The 16,046-nt window shown below is 67.5% G+C and carries 11 protein-coding genes; 7 read left to right on the forward strand and 4 right to left on the reverse strand.

Going from position 1 to position 16,046, the window contains the following annotated elements; all coding sequences use genetic code 11:
• Positions 1-13 precede the first annotated feature (13 nt).
• Positions 14-241, reverse strand: coding sequence for a DUF222 domain-containing protein (locus QGN32_RS12445; protein ID WP_326548851.1), 228 nt, complete (start codon positions 239-241; stop codon positions 14-16).
• Positions 242-352: 111 nt separating this feature from the next.
• Here QGN32_RS12445 and QGN32_RS12450 point away from each other — a divergent pair, with 111 nt between their 5' ends.
• The 3 genes from QGN32_RS12450 to QGN32_RS12460 all read left to right on the forward strand — a co-directional run bounded on the left by QGN32_RS12450 (position 353) and on the right by QGN32_RS12460 (position 2,281).
• The gene (locus QGN32_RS12450; RefSeq protein ID WP_326548852.1) at positions 353-727 is read left to right on the forward strand and encodes a DUF427 domain-containing protein; all 375 of its coding nucleotides are present in this window, start codon (positions 353-355) and stop codon (positions 725-727) included.
• A 9-nt stretch (positions 728-736) separates the two neighbouring features.
• A complete protein-coding gene (locus tag QGN32_RS12455; RefSeq protein ID WP_326548853.1) occupies positions 737-1,648 on the forward strand; it encodes a DNA-3-methyladenine glycosylase family protein in 912 nt (303 codons plus the stop codon).
• Between the two features lie 69 nt (positions 1,649-1,717).
• Entirely contained in the window at positions 1,718-2,281 is a 564-nt protein-coding gene (locus QGN32_RS12460) for a Dps family protein (protein WP_326548854.1), read from the forward strand.
• Here QGN32_RS12460 and QGN32_RS12465 read toward each other — a convergent pair.
• Together QGN32_RS12465 and QGN32_RS12470 are read right to left on the reverse strand one after the other, a co-directional pair.
• Positions 2,274-3,653 (reverse strand): chloride channel protein, encoded by a 1,380-nt coding sequence (locus tag QGN32_RS12465; protein ID WP_326544713.1) that lies wholly within the window; start codon positions 3,651-3,653, stop codon positions 2,274-2,276. The genes QGN32_RS12460 and QGN32_RS12465 overlap by 8 nt on opposite strands.
• A gap of 24 nt (positions 3,654-3,677) precedes the next feature.
• Positions 3,678-4,481 (reverse strand): PaaI family thioesterase, encoded by an 804-nt coding sequence (locus tag QGN32_RS12470; protein ID WP_326544714.1) that lies wholly within the window; start codon positions 4,479-4,481, stop codon positions 3,678-3,680.
• Between the two features lie 64 nt (positions 4,482-4,545).
• On the opposite strand from QGN32_RS12470, the gene QGN32_RS12475 reads away from it, so the two are divergent.
• The 4 genes from QGN32_RS12475 to QGN32_RS12490 all read left to right on the forward strand — a co-directional run bounded on the left by QGN32_RS12475 (position 4,546) and on the right by QGN32_RS12490 (position 14,066).
• Entirely contained in the window at positions 4,546-6,591 is a 2,046-nt protein-coding gene (locus tag QGN32_RS12475; protein WP_326544715.1) for a heavy metal translocating P-type ATPase, read from the forward strand.
• Between the two features lie 409 nt (positions 6,592-7,000).
• Positions 7,001-11,614: a glutamate synthase large subunit gene (gene gltB / locus QGN32_RS12480; protein WP_326544716.1), complete on the forward strand. Its 4,614-nt coding sequence runs from the start codon at positions 7,001-7,003 to the stop codon at positions 11,612-11,614.
• Positions 11,607-13,073, forward strand: coding sequence for a glutamate synthase subunit beta (locus tag QGN32_RS12485; protein ID WP_326544717.1), 1,467 nt, complete (start codon positions 11,607-11,609; stop codon positions 13,071-13,073). The genes gltB and QGN32_RS12485 overlap by 8 nt, the downstream gene beginning before the upstream one ends.
• Positions 13,074-13,232: 159 nt before the next feature.
• On the forward strand, positions 13,233-14,066 hold the full coding sequence (locus tag QGN32_RS12490; RefSeq protein WP_326544718.1) for a polysaccharide deacetylase family protein: 834 nt from the start codon (positions 13,233-13,235) through the stop codon (positions 14,064-14,066).
• A gap of 482 nt (positions 14,067-14,548) precedes the next feature.
• On the opposite strand, the gene QGN32_RS12495 is transcribed toward QGN32_RS12490, so the two are convergent.
• On the reverse strand, positions 14,549-16,045 hold the full coding sequence (locus tag QGN32_RS12495) for a potassium/proton antiporter (RefSeq protein ID WP_326544719.1): 1,497 nt from the start codon (positions 16,043-16,045) through the stop codon (positions 14,549-14,551).
• Position 16,046 lies beyond the last annotated feature (1 nt).

The following is a 16,046-nucleotide window of genomic DNA, read 5'->3' on the forward strand; positions in this document are numbered from 1 at the left end:
GGGCAGTTGAATGTCATGCCAGCCGCCGGGCCGCGTTGTCGACGGCGGCTTGGTCGACGAGCAGATGGACGACGAGGGTGGATGCCTGCCGGCCGGGCGCATCGCAGGTCGGTGATCCGCACGCGCAGCCCAGGTGCTCGTTGCCGGCGGCCAATGCTCCCAGCGCATCGGCGCGGCGCTCGGCCAGCGTGCGCGGCCAGCGTGCGCGGGTCGTGCTCGCACACGCCGTGGGCCATCGCATCGACGCGGCGTTTGGTACTGCGGCGTCGGTGGCCGGCAGCCGCCCATGACTCTCATATAGGAGTCGGACAAGCCAGGAATCCTGACGGGTACCACGTGCGTTGGACATGGCATGAGCGCACGACCCATGCTCGAGCCCACCGCCGAGCATCCGATCACCATCGAGCCGACGGGCCGGCACGTCACCGTCCGGGTGGACGGCGAGACCGTCGCCGACACCGACGACGCCGTCACGCTGCAGGAGTCCAGCTATCCAACCGTGCAATACATTCCGCTTTACGACGTCAAAGCGGAGCGACTGCGGCCCAGCGGCACCACCACGTATTGCCCGTTCAAGGGTGACGCTAGCTATTACCACGTCGTGACCGAAGCGGGTGCAACCGTCGACGACGCCGTCTGGACCTATGAGAGGCCCTATCCCGCCGTGGCTCCCATCGCCGGGCACGTCGCGTTCTATCCGGACAAGGCCGACATCACGGTGGCATAGCCTGGCCCCGTGCACACCTCGGTCAGCGTCGTCTTCGACGGGCCGGTCAGTCCGTCGTTGACCTTGGCGCCGTTGCGCCGTGGCCGCAAGGACCCGTGCTATTTCGACGCGCCAGACGGGGCGATCTGGCGGACCAGCCTGATGCGCAGCGGCCCGGTCACCACGCGCCTCACCAAGTCGGCGCCCAACACCGTCGACTGCGAAGCCTGGGGCGCAGGGGCGGCTGAGTTCGCCGAGTCGCTGCCCGCTCAACTCGGCGCGTACGACGACAGCGCCGACTTCGTGCCCGGCGAGCCGACCATCGCCGCGGCGCAACAGCGAGTCCGGCATCTACGGCTCGGCCGGACCGACCGCGTACTGGAGGCGCTCATTCCCGCGGTGCTCGAACAGCGGGTTTACGGCAAGGACGCGCGCCGCGCATGGCGACTGCTCGTGACCAGATACGGCGCGCCCGCACCCGGGCCGGCGCCCGCCCACATGCGGGTCCCGCCGCCCGGCGACGTCTGGCGCCGCATCCCGTCGTGGGAGTTCCATCGGGCCAACGTCGACCCCCGCCGGGCCCGGACCGTTGTCGGCTGCGCGCAGCGCGCCGACTCCCTGGAACGGCTGGGCACCCGTTCACCCGCGGGCGCCCGCGCGGCGATGGCGTCGCTGCCCGGGGTCGGTGACTGGACCGCCGCCGAGACCGCCCAGCGCGCGTTCGGCGACGCCGATGCACTGTCGGTGGGGGACTATCACCTGGCGAAGATGGTCGGCTGGAGCCTGCTGGGCCACCCGATCGACGACGCCGCGATGGTGGATCTGCTCGCACCGCTTCGGCCGCACCGCCACCGCGCCGTGCGACTGCTGGAAGCGAGCGGGTTGGCGGTGCTGCCGCGGTTCGGCCCGCGCATGGCCATTCCGAACCTCGTCGATTTGTGACGCCCGCTGCGTGATTACCGCCCCGCCACACCGGGTAGTCGAACGCTCGACACCGCAAAGGAGTTTTCGATGCCCAGATCCGAATACACCGTCCCCGGCATGACCGACAAAGACGCCGCCAAGGTCGCCGAGCTTCTGCAGAAGCAGCTGAGCCGGTACAACGACCTGCACCTGACCCTCAAGCACATCCACTGGAACGTGGTGGGCCCGAACTTCATCGGCGTGCACGAGATGATCGACCCGCAGGTCGAACTGGTGCGCGGCTACGCCGACGAGGTCGCCGAACGCATCGCCACCCTCGGCTTCTCTCCGAAGGGCACTCCGGGCGCCATCATCGAGGACCGGTCCTGGGGCGACTACTCGCTCGCGCGCGACACCGTGCAGGCTCATCTCGCCGCGCTCGATCTCGTCTACGACGGGATCGTCGAAGACACCCGCCACAACATCGAGGAGACCGAGGAGGCCGACCCGGTCACCCAGGACATGCTGATCGGCCATTCCGCCGAACTGGAGAAGTTCCAGTGGTTCGTGCGCGCGCATCTGGAGAATTCGGGCGGTCAGTTGGCCAACAAGGGCGCGAGCACCGAGAAGGCCGCCGCCAGCCAGGCCAAGAAGAAGGCTCCGGTCAAGTAGTCGCTGCGGTCTCGCGGTCGAGGCGCTGCGCCTGGTAGATCGACACGTCGGTGCGCGAGATGAGCAGGTAGGCGATTCCGACCGCCACTATCGCGCACGGAATCACCGAGAACGACCCGGTCATCTCGGCCACCATGATCATCACGGCCAGTGGCGCATGCGCCACGCTGCCGAAACACGCCATCATGCCGACGACGACGAAAACGGCCGGACTGTCGGGAATTCCGGGTGCGTGCACGAGATCGCCGAGGCGCCACAACGCGGCGCCGACGAACGCGCCCACCACCACGCCGGGCCCGAAGATGCCGCCGGAACCACCGGTGCCGATCGACAGCGAGGTCGCGACGATCTTGGCCAGCGGCAGGATCAAGACGATCCACAGCGGGATCGCCATCAGGGTGTCGGTGGCGGTGGCCTTCTGCGCCCAGCCGTATCCGCTGGCCAGGATCTGCGGGATGACGAGCGCCAGCAATCCGACCGCCAGCCCGCCCAACGTGGGCTTGAGCACCTTGTGGCCTGGAAGGCGCTTGGTCAGCGCGACGGTCCCGTAGAAGATGCGGGCATAGAGGTATCCGAAGCTGGCCGCGACCACGCCGAGAACGAAGAACCAGCCCAGATCCGACGGGTGGTCGAACCGGTAGTCGGCGGCGACGAATCCGAACAGCGGGTCGAAGCCGAGGATCGAACCGAGCACCGCGTAGGCGGTCGCCGAGGTGATGAACCCGGGGATCAGCGACTGGTAGTCGAAGTCGCGGCGGTACACGATCGAGGCAGCCAGCACGGCGCCGCCCAGCGGTGCGCCGAAGATTGCCCCGATGCCCGAACCGATTCCAAGCGATACCGCGATCCGTCCGTCCTCGTCGGACAGGTCCAGCCACCGCGTCAGGATGGAGCCGAAGCCGGCGGAGATCTGCGCCGCCGGACCCTCGCGGCCGCCGGAGCCGCCCGAACCGATGGTCAAGGCGCTGGCGATCGTCTTGACCACGATGGCCCGACCGCGGATGGCGCGGGGATCGGTGTGTACGGCCTCGATCGCGCTGTCGGTGCCGTGTCCTTCGGCCTCGGGCGCGAACTTCGCCACCAGCCAAGCCGACACGAGTGCGCCGCCGCACGCCACGAGCGGGATTGCCCACGGCCGGTCGAAGCCGGCCGAGCCGGGGTCGCCGCCGTCACCGACGGGTTTGGGAATCCGGTACCCCGCGACGTCGCCGAGTAAGAAATTGCCCGCATAGTCGAGCGCCAAGTAGAAGACCACCGCACCGAGTCCGGCGACGACGCCGATCGCGATCCCGAGGATCAGCCACTTACGGACATATCCGGAGCGACGAACGAACCCGCCCAGACCGCCGCCGGTTTCGCGGGCCTCGGGCATGGTCTCCAGATGCTACTGCGGATCTCAGCGGTACGCGGTCAGTCTCGCGATGATCGCGAGTGCTCCGCCGGGGCCGATGGCTTGGGCCTCGCCGACGCCGGTGCTGCGTCCGACACGCAAACAGGTTCCGGTATAACGGGATTCGGCTCCGCTATGAAACGGTCGCAGGAAATTGACGTGCAGTGAGGATGTCCGCAGCGGCTGGCCGGGACGGTCGGCGTTGAGCGCCGCGGACGCCACCAGCTCCAGTGCCATCGCCGACACGCCGCCGTGCACGATACCGATGGAATTGTTCAGCACGGGGTCTTCGTCCTGCAGCAGCACCTGGCCCGCGCCGCCGCTCTCGGCGACCCGAACCGCCATCCGATCGGCGAGGGTCCCCGGTGGCAGGGGTCCGGTCGGTCCGTCGGGAAACGGTGCGAGGTCACCGGGTGTGTGGATGTAGAACGAGCGCACGGTCGCGGTGGCGAGCACCGTGCCCCGGTGGCCGAGTTCGCACGACGCCAACGCCACGTCGGTCTTGTTGCCGAACGGCCGCGCCGTCGCCACCACCGGCACATCCGGTGCGCCCGCGACGATTTCGGCGGCGTCGGGGTCCGCTTCGAGCGAGAGCTCGCTGGATACCGTCCACTCGCCGGCGGCCCGCCGCCGGTGGTTGACCAGGCCGCAGGCGTGGTCGACCAGCATCGCCAGCGGCGCGATGGTCGGCGCGTTGGTCAGTGGGTTGACCATTCCACCGACGGGAATCGAGGCCACACATGCGTCGGGCGCATCCTCGGACGTCACGATGCCGAACCGGCCCAGCGGAGTATTCAGTGGGTGTGACATCGAAATACAGCCTGACCGACAGCCACGCTGGCCATATACCCCCAGGGGGTATAACATGGCGGCCATGACGCATGTCGAGCACCATCCGGATTCCGTCGCGCATTCCGGACACGACCATGCCGGCGCGCACGATCACGCCGGTCACGTCGCCGAGTTTCGGCGGTTGTTCTGGGCCATGCTCGTGCTCGCGGTACCGACCGTCGCGCTGTCCGGCATGTTCGCGATGATCCTCGGCTATTCCGTGCCCGACATCCCCGGCGTCAGATGGGTGTCACCGGTGCTGGGCACCGTGATGTATGTGTGGGGTGGTCGGCCCTTCCTGACCGGAGCGGTGAGCGAGATCCGCTCCCGCACACCGGGAATGATGCTGCTTATCGGGTTGGCGATCACCGTGGCGTTCCTCTCCTCGTGGGGTGCGAGCCTTGGCGTGCTGCACCATCAGCTGGACTTCTGGTGGGAGTTGGCCCTGCTGATCGTGGTCATGCTGCTCGGGCATTGGATCGAGATGCGCTCGCTCGCGCAGACCACTTCGGCGCTCGACTCCCTTGCGGCGCTGCTGCCCGACGAAGCCGAACGCATCGTCGACGACGGCACCGAGACCGTCGCACCGGCCGAGTTGAGGCTGGGCGACGTCGTGCTGATCCGGCCCGGAGCAAATGTGCCCGCCGACGGGGAGATCGTCGACGGTGCCGCCGACGTCGACGAGTCGATGGTGACCGGGGAATCGCGCCCGGTGCGGCGGGGCATGGGCGATCACGTCGTCGCCGGCACGGTCGCCACCGACTCGGCGTTGCGGGTGAAGGTCACCGCGATCGGAGACGACACCACGCTCGCCGGTATCCAGCGGCTGGTGGCCGAGGCGCAGAACTCGTCGTCGCGGGCGCAGCGACTGGCGGACAAGGCGGCGGGCTGGTTGTTCTGGTTCGCGCTGTCGGCGGCGGGCGTCACGGCAGTGGTGTGGTCGTTCATCGGACTGCCCGCGGGGGCTGTCGTCCGGACCATCACCGTGCTCGTGATCGCCTGCCCGCATGCCCTCGGCTTGGCGATACCGCTGGTGGTGTCGATTGCCACCGAACGGGCCGCCCGCGGTGGCGTGCTGGTCAAGGACCGGTTGGCGCTAGAGAGCATGCGGACCGTGGATGCCGTGCTGTTCGACAAGACCGGCACGCTGACCAAGGGTGAACCGACCGTCACCGATATCGCGACAGTGCCCGACCGCGCTGCCGACGACGTACTGGCGCTGGCGGCGGCGGCCGAAGCGGACTCCGAGCATCCGCTGGCCCGCGCCATCGTCGCGGCCGCCGACCAGCGCGGGTTGGCGGTGCCGTCGGCGACCGACTTCAGCTCCTCGCCCGCGGTCGGCGTCACAGCCAGCGTCGACGGCCGCACCGTGCAGGTCGGCGGACCGCGGATGCTGGCGGAGGCGGGCCAGGCCGATCTGCCCGAGACCGCGCGGTGGCGGGAGGAAGGCGCGATCATCCTGCACGTCGTCGTCGATGGCGAGGTGATCGGCGCGGTCAAACTCGCCGACGAGGTGCGCCAGGAGTCGCGGCGGGCGGTCGCGGCGCTGCAGAAGCTGGGCGTCGAAGTGGTGATGATCACCGGCGATGCGGAGGCGGTGGCTCGGGCGGTGGCCGCCGAGGTGGGGATCGAGAGGGTGTTTGCCGGCGTCCGGCCGGAGGACAAGGCGGCGAAGGTAGCCGAATTGCAGCACGAGGGCCGCAAGGTTGCGATGGTCGGGGACGGCGTGAACGACGCCCCCGCGCTCGCACAGGCCGACGTCGGTATCGCGATCGGCGCGGGCACGGACGTCGCGATCGCCTCGGCCGGCGTGATCCTGGCCGGCTCGGATCCGCGCTCGGTGCTGTCGGTGATGCAGTTGTCCCGGGCGTCCTATCGGAAGATGAAGCAAAACCTCTGGTGGGCAGCCGGATACAACATCGTGTCGGTCCCCCTCGCGGCAGGGGTGCTGGCACCGGTCGGCTTCGTGCTGCCGATGTCTGTCGGCGCGATCTTGATGTCGGCGTCGACGGTGGTGGTGGCGCTCAACGCCCAGTTGCTGCGGCGACTCGACATCACCCCCGAAGCGAGCCTGAAGGCCGTTTCTTAAGAATCTGACTAGGCTTTGAGCAAATTGATTTAGTCGGATCTAAGCTGGCAGACACGCAGCGGGAGAAATTGCAGCAAACTTCTGCGGCAAGAGAAGGCAAGTGTGATGTATGCCGCATCCCGGTCGAGATCCGCCTCGGCTCCCGAAAGACCATGACAGACAGCATCTTTCGACGCTGAGCGGGATGGGGGTCAGCGGATCGGCCGCATCGCCCCGTCGCCTGGTTAGGGTCCACTAAGTTGGCGCGTGACCGGGTGTTTGTCATATCGTTTTCTTCACTCGAGGCAAGTGGAAAAAAGCCGGCGTTCGATGCCGCACGAAGGCACTCCATGGCCGACCCGGCGAAATGCCGTTGTCACGGCTGTCAGGCAGAAGCTTCGTAAGACTTGCGAGCAAAGGGTAGGTGGGAATGGCGCCCAGGAGCCAGGGGCTGTACGACCCCGCGTTCGAGCATGACGCGTGCGGCGTGGCCATGGTTGCCGATATGCACGGCCGCCGCAGTCGCGACATCGTCGACAAGGCGATCACCGCTCTGGTGAACCTGGAGCACCGTGGTGCTCAGGGTGCGGAGCCGAACACGGGCGACGGCGCGGGCATCATGCTGCAGGTTCCGGACGAGTTCCTACGCGCGGTGGTCGACTTCGAGCTGCCCGAACCGGGCAGCTACGCGACCGGCATCGCCTTCCTGCCGCAGTCGTCCAAGGATGCGGCGACCGCTTGCGAGGCCGTCGAGAAGATCGCCGAGGCCGAAGGTCTCGAGGTGCTGGGCTGGCGTGAGGTGCCGATCGACGAGTCGCCGCTCGGCGCGCTGGCCCGCGACGCGATGCCGACGTTCCGGCAGGTGTTCCTAGGCCTGGGCGAGCGAAGCGACGGGAATGGGCAGGGCGCCTCCGGCATGGAACTGGAGCGTCGCGCGTACGTGGTGCGCAAGCGCGCCGAGCACGAACTCGGCACCAAGGGCCCGGGGCAGGACGGCCCGGGGCGCGAAACCGTCTATTTCCCAAGTCTTTCCGGCCGGACCTTCGTCTACAAGGGCATGCTGACCACGCCGCAGCTCAAGGCGTTCTACCTCGACCTGCAGGACGACCGGCTCACCAGCGCGTTGGGTATCGTGCACTCCCGCTTCTCGACCAACACGTTCCCGTCCTGGCCCCTGGCTCACCCGTTCCGGCGCATCGCCCACAACGGCGAGATCAACACCGTCAACGGCAACGAGAACTGGATGCGTGCGCGCGAGGCGCTGATCAGGACAGACGTCTTCGGCCCCAATCAGGACCTCGACAAGATCACCCCGGTCTGTACTCCCGGGGCATCGGACACCGCGAGGTTCGACGAGGTGCTCGAACTGCTGCACCTCGGCGGGCGCAGCCTGCCGCACGCGGTGCTGATGATGATCCCGGAGGCTTGGGAGCGAAACGAGTCGATGGACCCGGCACGGAGGGCCTTTTACGAGTTCCACGACTCGCTGATGGAGCCGTGGGACGGCCCGGCGTCGATGACGTTCACCGACGGCACGGTGATCGGTGCGGTGCTCGACCGCAACGGCCTGCGTCCGTCGCGGATCTGGGTCACCGCCGACGGCCTGGTGGTGATGGCGTCGGAGGCCGGCGTGCTCAACCTCGACCCGTCGACCGTCGTCAAGAGGATGCGCCTGCAGCCCGGCCGGATGTTCCTGGTCGACACGGCCCAGGGCCGCATCGTCGAGGACGAGGAGATCAAGGCCGAACTCGCCGCCGAGCACCCCTACCAGGAGTGGCTCGACGCCGGGCTGTTCGACCTCGACGAACTGCCACCCGGGGACTACGTGCGCATGCCGCACCACCGCGTGGTGCTCAGGCAGCAGGTCTTCGGCTACACCTACGAAGAGCTCAACCTGCTGGTGGCGCCCATGGCGCGCACCGGCGCCGAGGCGCTGGGCTCGATGGGGACCGACACCCCGATCGCCGTGCTCTCCACGCGTCCGCGGATGCTCTACGACTACTTCCAGCAGCTGTTCGCCCAGGTGACCAACCCGCCGCTGGACGCCATCCGCGAAGAGGTCGTCACCAGCCTGCAGGGTGCGGTGGGGCCCGAGGGCGACCTGCTCAACCCGGGTCCCGAGTCGTGTCGGCAGATCGTGCTGTCCCAGCCGATCCTGCGCAACGCCGAGCTGTCGAAACTGATGTGCGTCGACCCCGACCACGAGATCCGCGGCAACAAGCACGGGATGCGTGCCGCGGTGATCCGCTGCCTGTACCCGGTGAACCGCGGCGGTCAGGGCCTCAAGGAGGCGCTGGACAACGTGCGCGCCAAGGTGTCGACCGCGATCCGCGAGGGCGCCCGCATCATCGTGCTGTCCGACCGCGAGTCCAACGAGCAGATGGCGCCGATCCCGTCGCTCCTGTCGGTGGCGGCCGTGCACCACCACCTCGTCCGGGACCGCACCCGCACCAAGGTGGGCCTCGTCGTGGAGGCCGGCGACGCCCGCGAGGTGCACCACATGGCCGCGCTGTGCGGATTCGGGGCCGCCGCGATCAACCCGTACATGGCGTTCGAGTCGATCGAGGACATGGTCGACCGTGGGGTGATCTCCGGCATCAGCAGCGACCAGGCCAAGGCCAACTATGTCAAGGCCGCGGGCAAAGGTGTGCTCAAGGTGATGTCCAAGATGGGCATCTCCACGCTGGCGTCCTATACCGGTGCGCAGTTGTTTCAGGCCATCGGCATCAGCCAGCACGTGCTCGACGAGTACTTCACCGGGCTGACGTGCCCGGTCGGCGGCATCGAACTCGACGACATCGCCGATGACATCGCGGCCCGGCACGCCCTGGCCTATCTCGACCGCCCCGAAGAATGGGCGCACCGCGAACTCGAGGTCGGCGGCGAGTACCAGTGGCGCCGTGAGGGCGAGTACCACCTGTTCAACCCGGACACGGTGTTCAAGTTGCAGCACTCGACCCGCACCGGGCAGTACTCGATCTTCAAGGAGTACACCAAGCTGGTCGACGACCAGAGCGAGCGGATGGCCTCGCTACGCGGCCTGCTGAGGTTCCGCGACGGGATACGCCCGCCGGTGCCGCTCGACGAGGTCGAGTCGGCCGACGAGATCGTCAAGCGGTTCTCCACCGGCGCGATGAGCTACGGCTCGATCTCCGCCGAGGCCCACGAGACCCTCGCCATCGCGATGAACCGCCTTGGCGGCCGGTCGAACTGCGGTGAGGGCGGCGAGCACGTCAACCGCTTCGACCGTGACGAGAACGGCGACTGGCGGCGCAGTGCGATCAAGCAGGTGGCGTCCGGACGGTTCGGTGTCACCAGCCACTATCTGACCAACTGCACAGACATTCAGATCAAGATGGCCCAGGGCGCGAAACCCGGTGAGGGCGGCCAGCTTCCGGGTGCCAAGGTGTACCCGTGGGTCGCCGAGGTACGGCACTCGACACCGGGTGTCGGGTTGATCTCGCCGCCGCCGCACCACGATATCTACTCGATCGAGGATCTCGCGCAGCTGATCCACGACCTGAAGAACGCGAACCCGCAGGCGCGGGTACACGTCAAGCTGGTGAGCGAGAACGGTGTCGGCACAGTGGCGGCGGGCGTGTCGAAGGCGCACGCCGACGTGGTGTTGATCTCCGGCCACGACGGCGGCACGGGCGCGACGCCGCTGACCTCGATGAAGCACGCGGGTGCGCCGTGGGAGCTCGGGTTGGCCGAGACACAGCAGACGCTGCTGCTCAACGGTCTTCGCGATCGCATCGTGGTTCAGGTCGACGGTCAGCTCAAGACCGGCCGCGACGTTGTGATCGCGGCGCTGCTGGGCGCCGAGGAATTCGGCTTCGCCACCGCGCCGCTGGTGGTGTCGGGCTGCATCATGATGCGCGTCTGCCACCTCGACACCTGTCCGGTCGGCGTGGCGACGCAGAACCCGGTGCTGCGTGAGCGGTTCACCGGCAAGCCGGAGTTCGTCGAGAACTTCTTCATGTTCATCGCCGAGGAAGTCCGGGAGTTGATGGCGCAGTTGGGCTTCCGGACGGTCAACGAGATGGTCGGCCAGGTCGGCGCGCTGGACATCACGAAGGCCGCCGAGCACTGGAAGGCCCACAAGCTCGACCTGACGCCGGTGCTGCACGAGCCCGAGTCCGCGTTCATGAACCAGGACCTGTACTGCAGTTCACGTCAGGACCACGGGCTCGACAAGGCGCTCGACCAGCAGCTGATCGTGATGTGCCGCGAGGCTCTGGATGCCGGTTCACCCGTCCGGTTCTCCACCACCATCGCCAACGTCAACCGGACGGTGGGCACGATGCTCGGCCACGAGGTGACCAAAGCATATGGCGGACAGGGACTTCCGGACGGCACCATCGACATCACCTTCGACGGCTCGGCAGGCAACAGCTTCGGGGCATTCGTCCCCAATGGCATCACGCTGCGGGTCTACGGCGACGCCAACGACTATGTCGGCAAGGGCCTGTCGGGTGGACGGATCGTCGTGCGCCCGTCGGACGACGCCCCCGCCGACTACGTCGCGGAGGACAACATCATCGCGGGCAACGTGATCCTGTTCGGCGCGACCAGCGGCCAGGCGTTCATCCGCGGACAGGTCGGTGAGCGGTTCGCGGTGCGCAACTCCGGTGCGCATGCGGTCGTCGAAGGGGTGGGCGATCACGGTTGTGAGTACATGACCGGCGGCAAGATCGCGATCCTCGGGCCGACGGGCCGCAACTTCGCCGCTGGCATGTCGGGTGGCGTCGCCTACGTCTACGACCCGGATCGTGCACTGCCGGGCAATCTCAACGCCGAGATGGTGGAACTCGAAGACCTCGACGAAGAGGACCTCGAGTGGCTGTCGGGCACGATCCGGGCCCACGTCGACGCCACCGATTCCGCTGTCGGAGAACGCATTCTGAGTGACTGGGACAACAACGTGAAGCACTTCACCAAGGTGATGCCCCGCGACTTCAAGCGGGTTCTCGAGGCGATCGCGGAGGCCGAACGCACCGGCAGCGACGTCAACGAAGCGATCATGGCGGCCGCCAGTGGCTGATCCCCGCGGTTTCCTCAAATACACCAAGCGCGAGACGCCGCAGCGGCGACCGGTGCCGCTTCGCCTGCGCGACTGGAAAGAGGTCTACGAGGACTTCTCTCACGACACCCTGCGGGAGCAGGCGACGCGTTGCATGGACTGCGGTATCCCGTTCTGCCACAACGGCTGTCCGCTCGGCAACCTGATCCCCGAGTGGAACGACCTGGTGCGCAACGGTCGCTGGCGCGATGCGAGCGAGCGGCTGCACGCGACGAACAACTTCCCCGAGTTCACCGGTCGGCTCTGCCCGGCGCCGTGCGAGGGCTCGTGTGTGCTCGGCATCAACCAGGATCCGGTCACGATCAAGCAGATCGAGGTCGAGATTATCGACCAGGCCTGGGCCGAGGGCTATGTGGTGCCGCTGCCGCCGGAGGTCAGGACCGGCAAGAAGGTTGCCGTCGTCGGCTCCGGGCCCGCCGGTCTGGCCGCGGCCCAGCAGCTCACCCGCGCCGGACACGGCGTCACGCTGTTCGAGCGCGACGACCGCATCGGTGGTCTGCTGCGCTACGGCATCCCCGAGTTCAAGATGGAGAAGCGCCACATCGACCGTCGTCTGGAGCAGATGGCGGCCGAAGGCACCGAGTTCCGCACCGGCGTCAACGTCGGCGTCGATATCACGGCGCAGCAGCTGCGCCAGGAGTACGACGCGGTGGTGCTCGCCGGCGGCGCGACGCAGGCGCGCGATCTGCCAATCGCGGGGCGCGAACTTGACGGCATCCACCAGGCGATGGAGTACCTGCCGTGGGCCAACCGGGTGCAGTTGGGCGACCCCGTCACCGACGAGAACGGCCTGCCGCCCATTCACGCCAGGGACAAGAAGGTCATCATCATCGGTGGCGGTGACACCGGCGCCGACTGCCTGGGTACCGTACACCGCCAGGACGCCGCCAGCGTGCACCAGTTCGAGATCATGCCGCGGCCGCCGGAGACGCGCGCCGACTCGACGCCGTGGCCGGTCTACCCGTTGATGTTTCGGGTGTCCTCTGCGCACGAGGAAGGCGGCGAGCGGGTCTACTCGGTCAACACCGAGGAGTTCATCGGGCGCGATGGCCGGGTCACCGGCCTGCGGGGCCACGAGGTGAAGATGACCGCGGGCAAGTTCGAGAAGGTCGACGGCACCGAGTTCGAGATGGAAGCCGATCTGGTGCTGCTCGCGATGGGATTCACCGGCCCCGAGCGCGAAGGCCTGCTCACGGACCTGGGTGTGGAGATCGACGAGCGGGGCAACGTCACCCGCGACGCCGACTTCGCCTCGTCGGTGCCCGGCGTCTTCGTCGCCGGTGACATGGGCCGGGGGCAGTCGCTGATCGTGTGGGCCATCGCCGAAGGACGCGCTGCCGCCGCCGGGGTGGACCGTTACCTGATGGGACATTCCGCGCTGCCCACGCCGATCAAGCCGACAGCCGTGCCGCAGCGATGAGCGCTCGCGCGAAGAGCAGAGGGCAGCGATGAGCGCTCGCGCGAAGAGCAGAGGGCAGCGATGAGCGCTCGCGCGAAGAGCAGAGCGCAGCGCTAGTTCCTGCCGCGACACGCGTCGCAATAGACGGCGTTTGCGTTCGATCGCGGGACAGTAAGGGCGGTGATCGACCGCTACCGAACCGGGCGCGTCGGGTTGGAGTTCAACCGGCGCAACTTCATCGTTGCCCTGTCCATCGCGACCGTGGGCGCCGTGGGGCTGAGTCGGTGCGCCACCGGCGAGCAATCGCGAGTGGCGGGCGCAGCGGCGTCGCAACCGGCGGCGGCGACGTCGGCCGGGCTGTTGCCCCCGCCACCGAAATCGGCCCGGATCGCCCTGCCGGGTGGCGGCGTGCTGAGCAGTCTGCCCGGAAGCGGGGATCTGTTGGCGTTGACCGTCGACGACGGAGTGAGCAGCGGCGTCGTGCGCGCCTACACGCAGTTCGCCAAGGACACCGGGGTACGGCTGACCTACTTCGTCAACGGCGTCTACCGCTCCTGGACCGATCACGTTCAACTGCTGCGGCCGATGGTCGACGACGGCCAGATTCAGCTGGCCAACCACACCTGGTCACACCCCGACCTCACCAAGCTGCCACTCGTCGACGTCGCCGAGCAGTTTCGGCGCAACCACGACTTCCTCTGGAAGACATACGGAGTCGACGCGCGTCCCTACTTCCGGCCGCCCTACGGTGCGCGTAACCCGCACGTCGACAAGCTCTCTGGCGATCTGGGCTACGTCATCGACACGTTGTGGTCGGGCACGCTCGAGGATCACGTCCAGGTTCCCGCCGGCGAGATCGTCAAGATGGCCGACAGGTATTTCACCGCCCAGGCCATCGTGATCGGGCATCTCAACCACACGCCCGTCACCGAGGTGTACGGCCAACTGGTCGACATCATCCGCGCCCGCCGGCTACGCACCGTGACGCTGGACGATGTGTTCCTCAAGCCGTGACCGCGGCATCGGCGCGGGTGTTCGGGCTCATACGCTCAGCCGGGGGTCGCAGATGAAGCCTGCACAAACGGGCACCGGTGTTCGCGGGTAGCCGACAACCACACGCATAACTTCTGTCACTCTAAAAACATCTGATTATTCTTCGGCGCGCCTAACATAGTTTGCCCGGGCGTGGGGGTCTAATGACTTCACGAGGGCGCTGCGGTAATGTGGGCCCCCGGTCAGCTATCGGATTAGACGCAGGAGTCAGTTCCGTGTATGTCAACCCGCTATCACGGTCACGTGTGAGCCGAATCGCCTGGTCACTGTTACGTCATCCGCTGAAGAGCCGCGAATTCCCAGCCAAGGCCGAACGCCTGATCACCGCCGACGAGCTTCGCCTCTACGGCGTCTAGCGAACAGATAGCGCCGGTTTCCCGCCACCGGAGCGTGTCCGGCCCCGAGTTTGCCAAATCGTTATATTCCCGTGACCGTAGGGCCGTCTATTCGGTTTCGCCGTATTCGTCGAACCAGTAGGCCAGCTTGCCCCTGCGACTCACCGCCCGCAACCGGCGCTCGGCCGCCGCACGCGTCTTGGCGGTGGTGACGATGAGCAGTTCGTCGCCGATCGCGATGCGGGTCTCCGGCTGCGGAACGAAGGTACGGCCGTTACGGATGATCAGGGTGATCACGCTCGGGTCCGGCAGCCGCAGTTCCATGACGGTGACGTTGTGCAACTGCGACGGCGCCTGCACGGTCATCGTCAGCAGTTCGGCATCGAGCACGTCGAGGGGAGCGGACTCCACCTGGATCTCGCGAGTCGCCTCCTTCGGGATGAGGCCCAACCGGTGCGCGAGCGGGCGCAAGCTCGGCCCCTGCACGAGGGTGAACACCACCACGAGGGTGAACACGATGTTGAGGATGCGGATGCTGTCGGGTACGCCGCCTACGATCGGAAACGTCGCCAGCACGATCGGGACCGCGCCGCGTAGGCCGGCCCAGGAGACGAAAAGCTGCTCGCGCCAAGGGATCCGGAACCAGATCAGCGAGACCACGACGGACAGCGGCCTGGCGACGAGCAGCAACACCAGGCCGGTCACGATGCCGGGCACCACTTCCGCGGCGAGATCGCTGGGGTCGACGAGCAGCCCGAGGAGGACGAACAGGCCGATCTGTGCGAGCCAGCCGAGACCTTCGGCGAACGAGCGCGTGGCCGAGCGGTGCGGCAGGCCGGAATTGGCGAGCACCACCGCGGCCAGGTAGGCGGCGAGAAATCCGCTGGCGTGCGCGGTGCCTCCGGCGGCGAACGCGACCATGCCGAGCCCGAACGCAGCCAGCGGGTACAAACCGGACGCCGGAAGAGCGATGTGGCGCAGCGCTATCGAGCCCAGAAACCCGACTCCCAATCCGATCGCCGCGCCGATGACCAGCTCGTAGACCACTTCAGTGATTGCGTGCACGGGTGACAACTCGAGCGGCGCCACGCTGAACATCAACACGAGGATGACGGCCGGGGCGTCGTTGAAGCCGGATTCGGCTTCGAGCAGGCCCGCCACCCGGCGCGGCAGGGGGACCACGCGCAGCACCGAGAACACGGCCGCTGCGTCGGTGCTGGAGACCACGGCGCCGAGCAGCAGTGACAACTGCCAGTCGATTCCCAGCAGCAGGTGAGCGCCGGCGGCGGTCACGAGTGTGCTGACCGCGACACCGAGGGTGGCGAGTACGCCCGCCGGGGCCAGCACTCGCCGCACGTCGGAGAACCGTGTCGTCAGACCGCCCTCGACCAGGATGATGGCCAGGGCAACCGTGCCCAAGTGGTCGGCGAGCAGATAGTTGTCGAACTGCAGCCCGAGGCCGTCCTCCCCGACGATGACGCCGACGCCGAGAAACAGCAGCAGGCTGGGCAGGCCGACACGACTGGCCGCCCTGGTGGCGACGATGCTCCCCAGCAGCACCACCCCAGCAATGAGCAGCACAAGGTACAACTGCTGCAGGGTCATT

It is taken from the genome of Mycolicibacterium sp. ND9-15, assembly GCF_035918395.1.
Taxonomy (GTDB): domain Bacteria; phylum Actinomycetota; class Actinomycetes; order Mycobacteriales; family Mycobacteriaceae; genus Mycobacterium.

Excerpts from the sequence above, each read along its gene's own strand:
- QGN32_RS12495 (WP_326544719.1), bottom strand. The coding sequence starts at position 16,045 with ATGACCCTGCAGCAGTTGTACCTTGTGCTGCTCATTGCTGGGGTGGTG.
- QGN32_RS12445 (WP_326548851.1), bottom strand. The coding sequence starts at position 241 with ATGCGATGGCCCACGGCGTGTGCGAGCACGACCCGCGCACGCTGGCCG.
- QGN32_RS12475 (WP_326544715.1), top strand. The coding sequence starts at position 4,546 with ATGACGCATGTCGAGCACCATCCGGATTCCGTCGCGCATTCCGGACAC.
- QGN32_RS12470 (WP_326544714.1), bottom strand. The coding sequence starts at position 4,481 with ATGTCACACCCACTGAATACTCCGCTGGGCCGGTTCGGCATCGTGACG.
- QGN32_RS12460 (WP_326548854.1), top strand. The coding sequence starts at position 1,718 with ATGCCCAGATCCGAATACACCGTCCCCGGCATGACCGACAAAGACGCC.
- gltB (WP_326544716.1), top strand. The coding sequence starts at position 7,001 with ATGGCGCCCAGGAGCCAGGGGCTGTACGACCCCGCGTTCGAGCATGAC.
- QGN32_RS12465 (WP_326544713.1), bottom strand. The coding sequence starts at position 3,653 with ATGCCCGAGGCCCGCGAAACCGGCGGCGGTCTGGGCGGGTTCGTTCGT.
- QGN32_RS12450 (WP_326548852.1), top strand. The coding sequence starts at position 353 with ATGAGCGCACGACCCATGCTCGAGCCCACCGCCGAGCATCCGATCACC.